At 68.5% G+C, this 16,934-nt stretch carries 10 protein-coding genes; 4 read left to right on the top strand and 6 right to left on the bottom strand.

Translation table 11 applies throughout. The annotated features are described in order from the left end of the window. Window positions 1–202: 202 nt before the first annotated feature. Both AB0M02_RS06960 and AB0M02_RS06955 read right to left on the bottom strand, forming a co-directional pair. Window positions 203–622, bottom strand: a complete 420-nt coding sequence (locus AB0M02_RS06960; RefSeq protein WP_364222868.1) for a hypothetical protein — start codon at window positions 620–622, stop codon at window positions 203–205. Window positions 623–693: 71 nt separating this feature from the next. Beyond that, on the bottom strand, window positions 694–4,134 hold the full coding sequence (locus tag AB0M02_RS06955) for a polymorphic toxin-type HINT domain-containing protein (RefSeq protein ID WP_364222865.1): 3,441 nt from the start codon (window positions 4,132–4,134) through the stop codon (window positions 694–696). A 144-nt stretch (window positions 4,135–4,278) separates the two neighbouring features. Between AB0M02_RS06955 and AB0M02_RS06950 the strand changes: the two genes are divergently transcribed. Continuing rightward, window positions 4,279–4,866 carry a dihydrofolate reductase family protein gene (locus AB0M02_RS06950; RefSeq protein WP_364222862.1) on the top strand — a complete coding sequence of 196 codons (588 nt, stop codon included), beginning with the start codon at window positions 4,279–4,281 and terminating at the stop codon, window positions 4,864–4,866. Here AB0M02_RS06950 and AB0M02_RS06945 read toward each other — a convergent pair. Beyond that, a complete protein-coding gene (locus AB0M02_RS06945; RefSeq protein WP_364222859.1) occupies window positions 4,835–5,212 on the bottom strand; it encodes a nuclear transport factor 2 family protein in 378 nt (125 codons plus the stop codon). The genes AB0M02_RS06950 and AB0M02_RS06945 overlap by 32 nt on opposite strands. A 70-nt stretch (window positions 5,213–5,282) precedes the next feature. Between AB0M02_RS06945 and AB0M02_RS06940 the strand changes: the two genes are divergently transcribed. Next, window positions 5,283–6,143, top strand: coding sequence for a LysR family transcriptional regulator (locus AB0M02_RS06940; RefSeq protein WP_364224473.1), 861 nt, complete (start codon window positions 5,283–5,285; stop codon window positions 6,141–6,143). Window positions 6,144–6,146: 3 nt separating this feature from the next. On the opposite strand, the gene AB0M02_RS06935 is transcribed toward AB0M02_RS06940, so the two are convergent. Next, the gene (locus AB0M02_RS06935) at window positions 6,147–7,472 is read right to left on the bottom strand and encodes a GGDEF domain-containing protein (protein WP_364222856.1); all 1,326 of its coding nucleotides are present in this window, start codon (window positions 7,470–7,472) and stop codon (window positions 6,147–6,149) included. An 18-nt stretch (window positions 7,473–7,490) separates the two neighbouring features. Then, on the bottom strand, window positions 7,491–8,639 hold the full coding sequence (locus AB0M02_RS06930; protein WP_364222853.1) for an FIST N-terminal domain-containing protein: 1,149 nt from the start codon (window positions 8,637–8,639) through the stop codon (window positions 7,491–7,493). A gap of 324 nt (window positions 8,640–8,963) precedes the next feature. Here AB0M02_RS06930 and AB0M02_RS06925 point away from each other — a divergent pair, with 324 nt between their 5' ends. Both AB0M02_RS06925 and AB0M02_RS06920 read left to right on the top strand, forming a co-directional pair. Continuing rightward, complete coding sequence (locus AB0M02_RS06925) at window positions 8,964–14,939, top strand: RHS repeat-associated core domain-containing protein (RefSeq protein WP_364222850.1); 5,976 nt, start codon at window positions 8,964–8,966, stop codon at window positions 14,937–14,939. Further along, a complete protein-coding gene (locus tag AB0M02_RS06920; protein ID WP_364222847.1) occupies window positions 14,936–15,862 on the top strand; it encodes a hypothetical protein in 927 nt (308 codons plus the stop codon). Before AB0M02_RS06925 ends, AB0M02_RS06920 begins: the two co-directional genes overlap by 4 nt. Here the strand turns inward: AB0M02_RS06920 and AB0M02_RS06915 are convergent. After that, window positions 15,859–16,923 (bottom strand): alpha/beta fold hydrolase, encoded by a 1,065-nt coding sequence (locus AB0M02_RS06915; RefSeq protein ID WP_364222844.1) that lies wholly within the window; start codon window positions 16,921–16,923, stop codon window positions 15,859–15,861. The two genes, AB0M02_RS06920 and AB0M02_RS06915, sit on opposite strands and share 4 nt — an antisense overlap. Window positions 16,924–16,934: the final 11 nt, after the last annotated feature.

Genomic DNA, 16,934 nt, shown 5'->3' with positions numbered 1-16,934 from the left:
CTGCTTCGCCTGCGTATCGCCGGTCTCCGGATCCGTCGCTAGAACCTCGTCGCCGAGCTCCACCTCAGCGATCTCCTTGGCGGAGCAGTACCGGCCCGCCCTGCTGAACGGGTTCCTCGCCAAGACCGGCCTGGCCGTCCCGTCCCAGCCGTCTTAGTCAACTCATTCTGACCATTCAACCTCGGTAGATCCTCAGCGATGGTCAGAGCTGTTCGGCGTCGGGCGGGGCATACCGATCCTTGATGACGCCGGGCGCACGAGCCAACAACTCTTCGGCGAACCGCCTATCCGGAGAGTGCGGGGGGCGTGTCAGCGCCCACCCCAGGAGCGGATCGGCGCCCTCGAAGGAAAAGAACGCATCACGGGCAGCTGCATCACCCGCACCGGACGCTTTAAGCGCGTTCCAGTACCCAAATCCGGCTTCAGGGTCCTCCAGAGCGGTCACGACACCGACGTCGCCGGCACGAAGACTCAGCCGCCAGCGCCCCAGCCGGGTGGACCCGAGAACAACAGCCGTCACCCTTGCACCCACCATCGGCCACTCGTCCGGACGAACGGGACGATCCGAGACGTCGGAAGAGTCGACGAAGCCCTCTTCACCGCCTTCCAGATGCAGGAGCAAGCCGTACTTCTTGTGGCCGGAAACGACACCTGCAACGATCGAGTACCTGGGCATAGAGGGCCCGGGAGACGTCACTCTTCACCTGGCTTCCAGGGCGTACGCCCAAAACGGTTGAAATCGGGGATCAGGTCCCGCGGAATGAGGTATTCCAACTGGGAATCTTCGAGACCTTCCCAGATCTCGATATCGTTGTCGTCGATCCACTGCTGCGGCACCCTCACCTTAAAGCCGTCGCCGGCCCGATGCGGGTTGTTGACCGCGAAGTCGGTCGTCCTGGCGCTGTTCCCGAAGTGAGCCGCACCTGTCGCAGGATCCCCGTTCTTATCAACATCAGGAAAGTCGTTGGGATCCAGCCCTCCAACTCGCTCACTAGTACCCTTGTCCGGGTCAGAGACTCGGCAAAGCTCAAGATCTCCACCCGTGTTGTGTACGAGCACCGGTGTATTGCCGGCGAGCACATAGTACGTGTGGATGTTGGCGACGGTGAGGTCGCGCATCTCCTTGGTGTCGTTGTAGTTGCGGGTCGTGTTGACGGTCAGAGTGCTGCCGTCGGCTGTCTCGAGTTTGTCGCCGGGCTTGAGGTCTTTGGCTTCGGTCCAGGCCTGTTCGGTCTCGTTCCAGAGGGGATGGTTCTGGGTGGTGTTCAGGACCGACGATCTGCCGTGCTGGTCCTTGACCGTGAGGTCGGTGAGTTCGTGGTCGGTGTTGCGGTGGAGTTGGGTGACCGGCTGTGCGGTCTGCTTGCCGGTGTGGGGGTCGGTGGCGATGACCTTGTCGCCGATGTTGATGTCCTCGATCGGGCGGTTGGTACCGTCGGCCATCAGGACCTGGGTGTCCGGCTCGAAGCTGTGGGGCTTCTTGTTCTCAGCAGCTTCCCCGGGACAACTCGGCCCGGCGGAGATGCCGAGGTCGATCAGACCGGCTGCCGACTTCAGGCCGCCGGACGGGCCTCCTGAGGTACTGGCGCCGCCGCCCTTCTTGCCGCCGCCTTTGAGGGCGTCGAGGCCGGGAACCATGCCCATGATCGCGGCTTTGGGGTCGATGCGGCCGGTGGTGGCGGCTTGGTTGATGACTTCGTCGACGCCGTTTTCGATGGCTTCGGTGCCGAGGCGGCCGAGGATGCCGGTGCCGAGTTTGCCGGCGACGAGGGTGCCGACTTTGCCGGCGATGGCGCCGCCGACGCCGCCGACCAGCCCGGACAGGGCGCCGGTACCGAGGGAGCCGAGGGCGTCGCCGAACGAGCTGATGTTGCCTTGGGCGGCGTCTTTGGCGAGGTTGACCAGGGCGCTGGCGCCGACCATGCAGGCCAGCGCACCCGCCCCGGCCGTCACAAAGGTGCACGCGAGGCCGGCCACGATGCCGAGGCCGACAGCGGCGACTTCGAGGATGGCGTCTTTGTGTTTGGCTACGAACGTGGCGGTGGCTTTGGCCGCGTCCTTGATCGCGGCGACCGGGTTCTTGACGGCCCGCTTCGCCGCCGACGCGATGGCTTTGCCGGCTTGTTTGGCTTTCTTGACCGCCGACTTGGTTATCTTGGCGGCTTTGTTGAGGGCGGCTTTGGCGAACTTGGTGGTCTTCTCCTTGACCTTCTTGATCGCCTTCGACGCGTACCGCTTCACCTTCGACGCGGTCTGCTTGACTCGTTTGACCGCCTTACGGACGGTGCTCTTGACCGCCTTCTTCGCCTTGGCGTAGCTGGTCTTCACCGTGTTCTTGGCCGCGTTATAGGTGCTCTTCACACTGCTGTACGCGTAAGACGCGTAGGAGCGGGTGTAGCTGTACGCCGACGACGCATACGACGAGACCGTGCTGGATACCCGCGAATAGGTCGACGAGACGGCCTTGCTCGCCGCCCGCCACGCCGATCCGATACCCCAGTGACCGGTCGGGTCGGTGACCGTCAGCGGGTTCGCGTCGCCGTACTGGTAACGGTTCGCACCTACCGAGTTACCTGCGGGGTTGGCGTTGTAGGTGTCGCGGGTGTCGAACTGGCCGGTGTCGGTGTTGTACCAGCGAGCCGCCATGTTCACCCGGCTCGTCGACGGCTCCGTCCACTCCGACTGATAGCCGAGGCTGCCGATCATGGCGCCGGCGCTGCCGATCACCTTGCCCAGCGGGTCATAAACCGTGGAGGCATCCAGGGCGGTACCGGCGGCAGTGAACTGGCCGACAACATCACTGTGCAGGTCGGTCCAGGCGTAGCGGGTACCGCCGGTGTTGGCCTCGGCGACCACCTGGCTGGCAGTGCCGCGAATGTAGGTGGCCTGACCGTCGGCAGCGAGGTCGTTGCCGGTCCCGGTGTAGGAGAACCCGGTCTTGACGGCCCGGCCGAGAGCGTCGTAGTCGTAACGTTGCACCCCGCCGCCGCTGGTCTGGCCTTGGGAGACGACCTGACCGAACGCGTCGGTCTTGGTCTCGGTGGTGCCGGCGTAACGCAGTGATCCGCGGGCGGTGTAGTTGTAGGTGGTGTTGTCGCCGGTGAGCAGCCGGTTGCGGGCGTCGTACGTGAACAGCTTGCCGCCGTTCTGCAGCCGGTTCCCGGCCTTGTCGTACGCATACACCGTGGTCGCGGTGCCGTTGTTCCACGAGGTGAGCCGGTCGGCCAGGTCGTAGCTGTACGTGTTGGTGACCGTGCCCGCCCCGCCGAATCCCGTGGTCTTCTTCGACGTCAGGTCGTCGTTGGCGTTCCACCCGTACTCGATCTTCGCGATCGACGTCCCAGACGCCGTCTTGAGGTCGTCGGCGACGGGGCGGTACCGGTCGTCGTAGGTGTAGTTACGGCTGTTGCCGGTGCCGTAGGTGATCTTCTTGAGCATGCTGCGGGCGTCGTAGGTGTAGCTCTGGTCGACGCCCTTGCTCGTGTTGGTCAGTTTCGACAACCGGCCCGCGGTGTCATAGCTGTAGTCGGTCTTGCCGGCAGCGTCGGTGCGTGAAGTCATCGCACCGTCGCCGTTGTAGGTGAAGCTCGAGCTACCCGAACTGCCCTGGATCGACATAGGCAGACCACGATCGTCATACGTGACCGTGTTCGCGCCGCCGACGCCGGAGAACTCCTTGATCCGCCCGCCGTTGTCGTACTTGAACGTGCGATCAACCGTGGCAGCCTCGGCGCCGGTACCCGCCTGCTTGGTCAGCTGGCCGAGGATGTCGTAGGTATTGGTGATCGTCACGCCGCCCGGCTGGACCTGTTTGACAGCACGGCCGCCGGCGTCGTAGCTGGTGGTGAAGGTGCGATCGGCAAGGTCCGGGTGCGCCGCGGTGGCCGGTTCGATCTGGGCCTCGGGCATGCCCCAGGTGTTGTAGGTGGTCCAGAACGCGACGTCACGGCCGTCGGTGAACCGGGTGCGGTTGCCTTCCAGGTCGTAGCCGAACTTGGTCTCGATCGCGTCGGAGCCGTTGATCGGCTGCCGTTCTTTGACGAGCAGGCCGGTGGCGTCGTACTCGGACCTGCTCTTGCTCAGCAGAACCTTGGCCGCGTTGTACGTGCCTGAGGTCAGGACCCAACCAGACATGTCGTAGCCGCCGTCCGAACGCACCGTGCGGGTCGAGGCGTCCTGGCGTGCACGGCGAAATGAAATTCGGGTGGGGTGTCGGATTGTGGGGGTGGGGTTCGTGGAAGGGGCAGGAAGAAGCGGATCTCACGCAGGGAGAGCATCATGACCGCGACGTACACGTTTGACGTCTTCTGCAGCCTTGACGGGTTTGGGTCGTACGGCGAGGGCGGGGACTGGGGTGGCTACTGGGGGAAGCAGGGGCCCGAGTTTCTCGAACGGCGGCTTGCCATGTACGGCGAGGGGCAGCGGATGGTTCTCGGGGCGAAGACGTTTCGGGACTTTGTGGAGATTCTCGGGGCGGACGCTGAGGAGTCCACGGTCACGGACCCGGTGAACACTCGGATGCGGAACATGCCCACGACGGTGGTGTCGACGACTCTGGAGGCGCCGCTCGCCTGGGCGAACGCGACCCTGGAGAACGGTGACGCCGTTGACGTCGTGGCGCGGCTCAAGAAGGAGTCAGACGTGCCGCTGCGGTCGCACGGGAGCCTGTCGATGAACCGGGCTCTGATGGCTGCCGGCCTGGTCGACCGGGTTCAAGTGTCGATCTTCCCAGTCATCACGGGGCAGACCGGGACTGAGCCGATCTTCCAGGGTGCGGCCGATTTCGACCTCGAGCTGATCGAGAGCCGGACGTTCGACGGCGGCATCCAGGAGCTCATCTATCGGCCGCGTCTGCACCACGGGTGAACTCGGGCTGGTCGAGGACGCGCAGCCAGCTCCCGTCAGGCTGACGGCGCACGACCTGGGCTCGTGCGCCGGAGCCGTCCCTGGGTGGGGTCGACGTGAGTGCCAGGTCGTCGCTGAGCAGTGTGGGCAGCGGATCCTCCGGCTCGAACCGCGGCATCTTCGGCAGGAGCCGCGCCCACAGCTCTCGGATGGCTTCGCGGCCGCGCGTCTGACTGCCGGGCGGGTAGGCCATCACGGCGTCCTCCTCGTAGAGCAGGGCCAGGCCGTCGGCATCCTTCGCGTTTGCCCGCTCGACGAACAGCCGGGTGAGGTCCTCGGGGCGGTAGGCCTTCTCGTGATCAGTCATGCCTTTAGCCTCTCGTCATCCGAGTGACAAGTCCAACGCATGGTTCTACTGCCAACTACAATTTTCAGTCATGGATTTGCGGCAGCTGGAGTACTTCGTCGCGGTCGCCGAGACGGCCAACTTCACCCGGGCCGCGGAGCGGGTGCACATCACCCAGTCCGGGGTGAGTGCGCAGATCAAGGCGCTCGAGCACGAGCTCGGCGCGCGGCTGTTCGACCGCAGCGGCCGGACCGCGCGGCTGACCGACGCGGGTGAGGCGGCGCTGCGTCACGCGCGGGCCGCGTTGGATGCCGCGGCCGATTTACGGTACGCGATAGACGACGTGAACGGCCTGGTCAGGGGTCGTCTCACGATCGGCATGGTGATCGGCTGCGAGGTCGCGCCGCTCTTCGACGCGCTCGCCGCCTTTCACCACGATCACCCGGACATCGACCTCGAACTGCAGGAGGCGAACTCCGACCATCTCGTGGCCGGCGTTCGGGCCGGGAGCCTCGATCTGGCACTGGTCGGACTGGCCAGCGAGACGCCTGAGCACCTCAATTCTCACGTGCTCGCCAGTGAGGGCCTCGTGGCGCTGACGCCGCCGGGAACCGAGCTCGCGACACGGACACGAATCGCGGTGACGAAGCTTTCCGCGTACCCCCTGATTTGTTTGCCGGTGGGGACCGGAATCCGCAAGGTGCTCGATCAGGCCCGCACCGCACTGGGCATTGATCCCTCGGTCGCCCTTGTGGCGACCTCGCCGGACACCGTCGCCGGGCTGGCGCGCCGAGGTCTCGGCGTCGCCATTTTGAGCGAATCCATGGCCGCCTCGTTTCCCGACCTGATCGCTGTGCCGATCGACGGCATCGACATTCCCGCGTTGCTCGCCCTCGTCTGGCAGGAACGCGGCAACCCGGCTCTGGCCGCCTTTCTCCGTAAGTTCCGATAAGCGTCAGGCGGCGAGCAGGTCGCGGAAGAGGACGCTGCGGCCGCGACCGGATCGCTTGGCCCGGTACATCGCCACGTCGGCACGGCGGATCAGGTCGTGCTCGTCGTCGTCGGTGTTCAGGGCGATGCCCACGCTGGCGCCGATGGTGGCGAGGCGGCCGTCGGGCATGCGGTAGGGCCGGGACACCTCGTCGATGATGCGGGTGGCGACCGTGGAGGCGTGCCGTTCGCCGGTCGGTGACAGCACCACGGCGAACTCGTCGCCGCCCAGGCGGCCGGCCATGTCGGTGGAGCGGACCACAGCCTGCAGGCGGCGGGCTACCTCCAGCAGGAGCAGGTCGCCGGCGTCGTGTCCGAGGGTGTCGTTGACCTGCTTGAACCGGTCCAGGTCGACGAAGAGCAGCGCCACCTCACCGGCCCGGCTCTCGGTCAGGTAGTCCTGCAGCCGTTCGTGGAACAGGGCGCGGCCGGCCAGCCCGGTCAGGCCGTCGCGGCGGGCGGCCTCCATGTCGAGGGCGGTACGCGCGTCGGTGAGGGCGAGGCTGATGTGTTCGGCGAACGAGAGCACGCTGTCGTCGAGACGGTTGCCGGTGGTCACGGTGAGTGCCCCGACGGTGCGGCCGTGCTCGTGCACAGGTACCGAGATCACCGCACGTCCCGACTCGTCGGTGTGATCAAATGCCGCCGAGGTGCGGACCACGATCGCGACCGGATCGTCACCGGTCGCCGGGCGCATCGGCCATTCCTGCCCGCCGACCTCGGTCCCGGTCAGCCGGAGTTCGACAGTTCCGTGCGGGCCCGCGACGATGTCCCGGGTAGCGGCCAGCGTCGTACGCAGCACCTCCGCCAGCGGTGCGCGGCGCGACAGGGACCGCTGGATCTCGTACAGGTGGCGCATGAGGCGTTCCTGCCGGCGCTGCGCGTGCAGGGTGCGCAGCATCCGCAGGGTCAGGCCCAGCACCCGGGCCATGCCGCGGATCAGGTTGTGCTCGGCGACGGTGAACGGTTCGTCGATGCGGGCCAGCACGAGCGAACCCTCGCCGGGGCTGCCGAGCACGGCGGCCCCGGTCTCGCAGACCCCGACGCCGGGAATGGTCAGCGAGCCGCGGCCGGACCGTACGCCGGCGAGCAGCCGGTAGTCCGGTGAGCCCTCCGGGAGTCCGACCGCGGTCAGGACCGTGTCGTCGACGACCAGGCCGCAGATCTCCGCCTGCAGTGTCTCCGCCGCGCGTTCGACAGCGGCCCGGATGGCGGACTCCTCGTCGTCGCAGCTGGACACCACGGCGAGCAGTTCCACCAGGTGCTGCGCCGCCAGCGAGTGATCCGACATCCGAGCTGTCTCCAAAGGTCAGGCGAAAGCGAGAACGACCATCGTCTGGTTGTGGAAGCCGTTGATCCCCTTGGTCCGGGCGATCTCGCCGTACGTGTAGAAGCCGGCAAACGGAATCCCCTTCGCCTCACCCGCGATGCGCGCGCCCTCCTCGGCGATGCCCTCGTCCCCCAGCACAGCCCGGCAGGCAGCACAGCTGAAGGTGAGCAGCCCGACCGGCGGCAGATCGCCGAGCTGGTCGATCGCTGACCGGCAGGCCCGCGCCGACGCGGTCAGCACGGACTCCTCGTCGCCCTCCATGGCGTACGCCAGAGTGCCCAGCGACAGCTCGCCACCGCCCCCGATCGTCCGCCCGTCGAGGTCGACCTCGGTGCTCATGTTGCGCACCTCGACACCGCTCCGGCGCTGGACCCCGAGAGGCCGGCTGAGCACGTAGTGCTGCAGGGCGGTCTGGTCCTCGCGCACCTCGGCCGGTGCCCCGATCCGCTCCAGGTACGCGTCGAGCGCCGGAGCCTCGTCGAGCTCCTGCACACGGCCGTCACCGCTCTGGGTCACCACCATCGGCTCGCCGGTCGGGCGCCACCCGTGGTCGATCCCGATGGCGATCGGCGCGTCCGACCCGATGCAGGCCGCCACCACGCCGTTGGTGAACGTCTCCTTGCCGTGCAGCTGGAACGTCCCGGACATCTGCCAGCCGTCACCGGCCGCGCCGCCGAAGAGCGGGACACCGGCGCCCAGTACGCCGTACGCGCCGCGCACCACAGCCTCCTGGTCGCGCGCCAGACCGTCGGTGAGCAGCAGAAGCACCCGATGCTGCCGGTCGCTGACCTCGGCGGCGCAGCGTGCCACCTCGGCGCCGGCCTCGCGCTGGCGCCCACTGATCTCCGGCGCCGATGCGGTGGACACGGTGAAACCGCTGCCGCCGAGCGCGGTCACCACGACGGTGCCGTCGCTCGGGCCGCCCGCACTGATCTCCCCGTGCGTGGAGCAGCCGATCACCGGTACGCCCGGTGCCACCGCCTGCACGGCCTCGGCCAGCCGGGCGGCGTCGTGCCGGATGCCGGCGAGAACGATCAGCAGCCGGGGTTCCGGCCCGGTCACCGCGGCCCGCGTCGCCTCCAGCCCCGCCTCGTACGAGTCAGCAGCCGCCGAGTGCCCGACCGTCATCTATCGCGTTGCCGTCACCGTGCTCATCCAGCCCCCTTTGTCCGACGGTTTCTCATCGGAGGCGGCGCTCCGGAGCTTAGGAAAGGCACTGATTGACCACATTGGACCGTTGGTGCTGAGCGTTGTAACCGGTCTGGATACCGGATTCCTACGATCGGCCGCAATCGATGTTGCGACGGCGTGGGGGACGGCGTGGACGAGCGCGAGGTCAGATCATCGGTCTTCGAGCACCTATGGCCATGGATTCGCAGGTCAGTGCTGACTTTGGCGGCTGTCGTGCTCGCCGCCACGCTGCCGTATGTGGGTAGCGCGAAAGCCGCACCCGTGAGAGAGAAAGCAGCGCCGGACCGGTCGGTGCCGGTGGGCGAGGTCGCCGTCCGTGAACCGCAGCCCGCCGGGCAGTCGCAGACCGAGCAGTGGGCAGCGCCGAAGGTCAGCTGGCCGGCCGCGGGTGCCACCGAGGTCCCGCTGGGCGCGGAGGTGCCGGGCCAGCCGGTGCGAATCGGGGCGAAGACGGCTAGAACCCCCACGAAGGTGACCTCCGAGGTGCTCAGCCGGGAGCGGACACAGGCGGCCGGCGTCACCGGCATGATCGTGGCGCTGACCCGTGCGGACGGGGTGGCCGAGTCCGCACCGGTGTCGGTGGCGATCGACTACTCGAGTCTGCGGCAGGCGTACGGCGGTGACTACACGCGCCGGCTGGGACTGGTGCGACTTCCGGCGTGCGCGTCGCGTACCCCCGAAAAAATCGACTGCCAGGCGGCGACCCCGGTGACCGCGACCAACGACGCGGCGTCGGAAACTCTCGTCGCCGACGTCGGCGTAGCCGGCGAGTCGACAGTGCTCGCCGTTACCGCTGCGGCCGCCAGCCCGGACACCGGCACGTTCGCCCGCAGCAGCCTGGCCGCCTCCGGCTCCTGGGTGGCCGGCGACCCCTCCGGCGACTTCAACTGGGCCTATCCGGTGGATGTGCCGCCCGCGCCCGGTGACATCGAGCCCGAGATCGAGCTGACCTACAACTCCGGGTCGGTGGACGGGCGCACCAACGGCGAGAACAGCCAGACGTCGTGGCTGGGTGAGGGCTGGGACTACGAGCCGGGGTACATCGAGCGGCAGTACCGCGGTTGCCGCGACGACGTGACCGGAGCGACCACCGCGCAGTACACCAACGCCACCGACGACCTCTGCTACCGCGACGCCAACGCCACGCTGTCCTGGAACGGCAAGAGCACCGAGCTGGTGCTCGACGACGCCACCGGGCGCTGGCGGCCGGCCGACGACGACGGCTCGTACGTCGAACTGGTCACCGGCGGCTCGGGCACCGGGCTGTACAACAACGAGCACTGGAAGCTGGTCACCCCGGACGGCACGCAGTTCTGGTTCGGCAAGACCCGGCTGCCCGGCTGGGCCGACACGCAGCGCGTCACCAACTCGGCGTGGGGCGTGCCGGTGTTCGCGAACCGGTCGGCCGAGCCCTGCTACAAGACCGGTGGCTTCGCCGGCTCCTGGTGCTCGATGGCCTGGCGCTGGAACCTCGACTATGTCGTCGACCCGCACGGCAACTCGATGTCCTTCTGGTACCAGAAGGAGGCCAACAGCACCAAGCTGGCCGGTTCCAACACGGTTGCCCGGTACGACCGGGGCGGCTGGCTGGAACGCATCGAGTACGGCACCCGCACCGGCAGCGAGGTGACCGCCACAGCGCCGCTCAAGGTGGAGTTCGGCGTCGGCGACCGCTGCCTCGCCACCTGCTGGAGCGGCACCAGCCCGGTCGCCGCGAACTGGCCGGACACCCCGTGGGACCTGCAGTGCAACGCCGCGCCGTGCACCAACAACCCGTCGCCGACGTTCTGGAACTCCAAGCGGCTCGTCAAGATCACCACGGCGGCCGACGAGTTCGCCCTCACGCACGCCTTCCCGGCCACCGCCGAGTCGACCGTCTCGCCGTCGCTGTTCCTCGGCAGCATCACGCGGACCGGCAAGACCGGCGGCTCCCAGGCGCTGCCGAGCGTCGCCTTCTGGGGCACGCGGTACGCCAACCGCACCGACTACAACACCGCCAGCGGAGTGCCGGCGGTCAACCGGTACCGGGTCACCCGGATCGTCGACGAGACCGGCGGCGAGGTGAGCATCGCGTACGAGTCGTCCGACTGCACCACGGCCTCGCAGGCGAACCCCGACTCCAACCCGAAACGGTGCTTCCCGCAGTACTACGCGCCACCGAACACCGCCGCCGGTTGGTCCTGGTGGAACAAGTACCGCGTCCGCACCGTCACGGAGAAGGACCTGGTCGGCGGGTCCCCGAGCGTCGTGGAGACGTACGACTACGCGACCACCGGCTCCAATACGACCGTTCTGTGGCACCACAACGACGACCAGAAGTGGTCGCTGCCGCTCGCCCGCCGAAGCTGGTCGGACTGGCGTGGATACTCCTCGGTCACCGTGACGACCGGCGCCACCACCGGCAGCAGGACGAAGGTGCAGTCGCGGTACTTCCGCGGGATGCACGCCGACCGTACCGACGCGGGTGAGACGGCACGGACCGCGTCGATCACCGACAGCCACAACACCGTCTGGACCGACCACAACCAGCTCGCCGGCTCGCTGCTGGAGGTGGTCGCCTACGCGGCGGACGGCACGACCCCGCTCTACAAGAGGCGCCTTCAGCCGTGGACGAGCCAGTCCGGCCAGCGTGTGGAGAGCTCGGCGCACGTCGCGCCGACCACCAGCCGGTCGTACTTCGCGAACGTGCAGCGCGAGGAGATGTTCGAGTACCTGCCCGACTCGTCGACGTGGCGCGAGCACGAGATCGAGTACGAGTACGAGACGGTCCACGGCCAGATGACCAAGGAGACCGACCGGAACCTGGTCAGCGACACCGGCGACGACATCTGCACCACCACGTCGTACGCGCGGAACACGCTCGGCACGTTCTGGCTGATCGACTACCCGGCCGAGGAGCTGCTGACCGACTGCGGAACCCAGGTGCTGGGCGGTCAGCGGACGTACTACGACGGCGCCTCGGTGCTCGGTGCGGGACCCGCGCGGGGGTTGGACACGCGTACCGACGACCTCGCCGAGAACGGCGTCTGGGTGACCAGCGGCACCGCCATCTATGACCCGCTCGGGCGCGTGCTCAACGAGGAGGACGCGCTCGGGCGCACCGACTGGACCAGCTACACGGAGTCCGGCGGGCGGCTCACCAGGATCACCGAGACGAACTGGGCCGGGCACACCGAGGTCTCGGAGCTGGACGTCCGCGGCAACGTGATCACCGAGACCGACGCCAACCAGCGGGTCACCACCGCGGCATACGACCCGCTGGGCCGCCTGGTGAAGATGTGGCAGCCCGGCCGGCCCACCTCGGGGACGCCGAACGTCGAATACGTCTACGGGGTGCAGGGCAGCGCCGGCCCCAGCTGGGTGCAGACCAGGGAGCTGGGCCCGAACGGCAACCAGATCAGCGGCTACGACATCTACGACGGGTTCCACCGGCCGCGGCAGAGCCAGGAGACCGCGCCGGACGGCAAGCGGGCGATCAGTGACACCCGGTACGACGATCGCGGCCTGGTCAGCGCCGAGACCGAGTTCTACAACAGCGACTCGGGACCGGCGGCCACTCTCGCGTCGTTCGCCGACACCGCGGTGGACACGCAGGATCGGTACACGTACGACGGCCTGGAGCGGGTGACCGAGGACGCGCTCTGGTCGCGCAACGTCAAGCAGTGGTCCACCACCACGGCCCACGCCGGTGACCGGACCACCGTCACGCCGCCGGCCGGCGGCACCAGGACGACCACGTACGTCGACGTCACCGGCGAGCCGGTGCGGCTGCTCCAGCAGGACCAGGCCACCACGTACAAGTACGACAGGCTGGGCCGGCTCACCACGGTCACCGACCCGGGGAACAACGTGTGGACCCGCGCGTACGACCTGCGCGGCCGGCTGACCGACGCGCTGGACCCGGACAACGGCTCGCAGAAGTACGAGTACGACAACGCGGACCGGCTCACCACGATGACCGACGGCCGGGGCCGGAAGGTGTGGCGCAAGTACGACGACATCGACCGCGTGGTCGAGACCCGGGAGGGCGGGCCGACCGGCGCGCTGCGGGCGTCGTGGACCTACGACACCCTCGCCAAGGGGGAACTGACCTCGGCGACCCGTTACCAGGACGGGCGTGCCTACACCCAGACGTTCACCGGGTACACGGACTCCTACGAACCTCTCGGTGTGACCGTCGGCATCCCGGCCGGGCACAGCGGCCTGACCGGCAACTACACGATCGGTTACACGTACCGGGCGGACGGGTCACTGGCCACGGCGACCTATCCGGCGGTGGCGGGGCTGCCGGTCGAGCAGGTCGACCTGACCTGGACCGACCAGGGTGACCTGACCTCCATGCAGGGGATCGACACCTACCTGGCCGCCGCGACCTATGCCTGGCACGGCGGGGTGAAGCAGCGGCTGCTCGGTTCGGGCGGCAAGCGGGTCAGGCTCGACGAGGCGTACGAGGACTCCACCTTCCGCCTGACCAAGTCGCAGGTCTCCACCGAGCGGCCCGGCGCGGCGAACACGTTCGACGAGCAGCTCACCGAGCTCTACAAGCACGACGCCGCGGGCAACATCACCGCGATCAACGAGGTCCGCGAGTCGGCGGGCGGGGCCACGGTCACCCAGCAGTGCTTCCAGCACGACGCGCTGCGGCGGCTCACCGAGGCCTGGTCCACCACGGCGGCCACCTGCCAGAGCACGCCGGCGCAGAGCGGGCCGGACGCGTACTGGCAGTCGTTCACCTACGACGCGGTCGGCAACCGCAAGACCGACACGGTGCACACGGCGGCGGGGGACACGGTCCGGGACTACGTCACCGGGCCCGCCGGTGGCAGGCAACCGCACAGCCTCACCCGGCGTGAGACCAGGGGCGGCGGGCCGTCGACCGATTTCGGGTACGACGACGCGGGCAACCTGGTGAGCCGGACCCGCGGCGGCGGAACCGATCGGTTCACCTGGAACCTGGAGGGCCAGCTCGAGGAGATCACCACCGCCGAGGGCGGCCGGCACCGCAACGTGTACGACGCCGGCGGCACCCGCCTGCTGGTGAGCGACGCCAGCGGCACCACCCTGGAGATGGGGCACACCGAGGTTCGGGCCTCGGCCACCGGCCAGGTCACCGCGACCAGGTACTACGGCGACGCGATCCGGACCAGCGACGCCGGCCTGATCTGGATCGCGACCGATCATCACGGCACCGGGCAGCTGGCCGTGGACGCGACCGGGCTCACCACCGTGCGGCGGCGCACCACCCCGTTCGGGGAGGCGCGCGGGACGGCGGTGACGTGGCCGGACAACAAGGGCTTCGTCGGCGGGGCGGTCGACAGCACTCTCGGGCTGGTGCATCTCGGCGCCCGCGAGTACGACCCGAGCACCGGGCGGTTCCTCAGTGTCGACCCGCTGATCGACTACTTCGATCCGTCGATGCTCAACGGGTACGCGTACGCCAACAACAGCCCGGTGAGCTTCAGCGATCCGGACGGCATGCGCATCCCGGTGGCCGGTGGAGGCGGAGGTGGTGGCGGCGGGGTGTTCATGCCGCGCGGGCCGGGGCCCATCATCCGCCTGCCCAAGCTCAAGCCGAAGTCCAAGGTCAAGATCCGCAAGAAGGCCCCCAAGGGCAAGCCCTCGCCCAAGAGCAGTTCGTCGCGTTCGATCGCTGATCGCGAGAAGCAGATCATGCGGCAGAACCCGGCCCGCCACAGCAAGGCGAAGCCGAAGAAACCGACCACGACGAAACACAAGAAGCCGACGCAGAAGCGAGGGAGCGGCAACAAGAAGTCGACCGGCAAGAAGCCGGCCAAGACCAAGAAGTCGAACGGCGGAAAGCGGACCGGCAAGCCGAGCGGACAGAAGAAGCCACCGAAGAAGCCGAAGAAGACGCCGCACACCACCAAACCGAAACCGCCGGCCGCCAAACCCCAGGGGAAACCGCCCACCCTGCCGGACTACCACGGGCGTGCGCAGAAGCTGCAGGACCTCATCGACAAGGCGAACCGGGACGCGCAGGACCTGGTCGGCAACCTGCTCGATCAGCTGCCCGACGACGACATCGGTGACTTCCCGGGCTTCGCGGGTTCACTGGCCGACGGTGCCACCGCTGAACCCGGCGTCGCTCAGCCACGCGGTCCACCCGGCGTCACCCACAACAGTCCCGCGGGTGACGGGATCGACCCGGCGAATGCGACAAGCCTCGTCGTCGCGATAGTTTGGATCATCATTCGGGCAGCGAGAAAGCGACGATGACACCTGAGATCCGTTTGCTCGGCGCCGCACTGCGCGGCGCCGAGCAGGACCGCGACCGGATCATGCCGACCGCGATCCTCACGGCCGTGTTCGTCGTCGCGGCCCGGCGCCGCTTCCCGGCCGATGTGGACCGTCGCGCGGTCACTCGTTTCGCACGTCAGGTCAGGGACATCGTGCCCGGCGGCACGGACTTTCCGATGCGGGACATCGAGGCCGCGGTGCGAGGCGTCACCGGCGAGGTCACCCTTATCGGTGGTTCCGGTTCACCCCAGCTGATGTACGCGACGACGCTCGCACTCGCCGACGAGCTGGAGCTCACCGGCAGTGAGATCGACGCGCTCCTGTCCGAGGCCGAGCGGGAAGCCGCGTCGGCGCGCGAACTGGCAGCGCCACCGGACGACGAAGTGGTCCCGGTCCACCGCTACCGGCGGATCCACCGGCGCCTCCTGACCGGCACTGATCTGCGCCCGGCACGGGAACCACGGCCGCACCGCACCGTCCCGTCCGACCTGCACCGCGGCCGTCCGTCCACTCCGGCCGGCCGCCATCTGCACGGTTCGCTGATCCCCTCGGCCCGGACCCCGGCACCCGGTGCCGTGGACAGCACGGCGCGCTTCCGGATCCTGCGGGCGACGCTGGCCGGGGCCCTCCCCCGCTATCTGCCGCCGTCGCCGGAGGTCCACGAGGTGGCGGCGCTGGTGCGAGCGGCCCAGTCGATCTCCACGGCCGAGGTCGACCCGATGAAGGCTGAATACGTGGCGCGGATCCTCCTGCTGGAGGACCTGCCGCTGGACGGCTTCACGAAACGTGACATCTACCAGAACGGCGCCGCCCTGCTCCAGGCCATCACCGCCGCCTGGAACCACGACGACGCGGTGTTCGCGGCACTGATCGCCGAGGCGGAGGCCACCCTCGCGGGCTAGCCGGTTACTCCGAGTTGATCGGCCATCCAGTCGGCGATCATCGGACGGGCCTTGGACGGCAGGTTGGAGACGCCGTGGTTGCCGTCGGGGAAGAGCACGAACTTGCCGTTCGGCGTCTCGTCGGCCTGGCGTTGTGTCTGTTGCCAGGGGATCAGGCGGTCCAGCTTGCCGGTGACGTAGAGCGCCGGGACCGCGATGTTCCGGCAGACGCCGGTCAGGTCGAGAGTCAGCGCCAGACGGCGGCCCTCCTCGTCGTCCCGGGCGCCGGACTTCACGACGAACGTCTGGCGGGTCATGGGCGGCAGGTCGTCCCACATGTCACCGAAGCGGAACGGGCCACTGATGCCCGCCACCGCCGCCACCCGCGGTTCGTGGGCGACCGCTCTCGGGGCGTAGTAGCCGCCCAGGCTCACCCCGGCCACGCCGATCCGCCCGTGGTCCAGGTCGGTGCGGGTGGCCAGCAGGTCGAGCAGCGGGGTGACGGCCACCTCGTACTCGGCGCTGATCGGCAGCGCCAGGCCGGTCTCGCCCTGGCCGGGACCGTCCAGGGACACGGTGGCCATACCGCGGTCGAGGAACGACTGCTCGAAGTAGAAGAACTCCTCCTTCGTCGAGTCCAGGCCCGGGATGATCACCACGTAGGGCGGGCGGACGGCACCCGGCGGGCGGCGAAGATTGGCGTACGCGGTGCCGTCCCGCAGTGACACCTCCAGCCGCTCGCCGGACGGGTCGAGCCGCGCCAGCGCCGTCATGGTCTCCTGGACCGACCGGCGGGTGGCCTCGGCGGCCAGGTCCTGGTCGACCATCCAGACGAACTTGCCGAAGTGCCGGTTCACCGACGCCCTCCGCCACGCCTGGCCGGCGGTCAGGCGGTGCCCGGCCGCGTCCGCCTCGCGCGCGAACTCGGCCTGCTCGTCGGCCGTCCGGTTCCACTCCGGAAGCCAGTCCGCCCAGGTCCGGGTGCGGGCGACGGTCGCCATCAGATCGTTGTAGTCCACCCCGTTCTGAATCAGGCGTGGCGCCCAGTGGGCGAGCGCGGTCTCGATCGCGGCGTCAGGCATGGGGAACCTCC

This window comes from Actinoplanes sp. NPDC051861 (genome assembly GCF_040681145.1).
Taxonomy (GTDB): domain Bacteria; phylum Actinomycetota; class Actinomycetes; order Mycobacteriales; family Micromonosporaceae; genus Actinoplanes.
The sequence above is the reverse complement of the archived record's forward strand: the minus strand, read 5'-3'. Positions and strand labels throughout refer to the sequence as shown.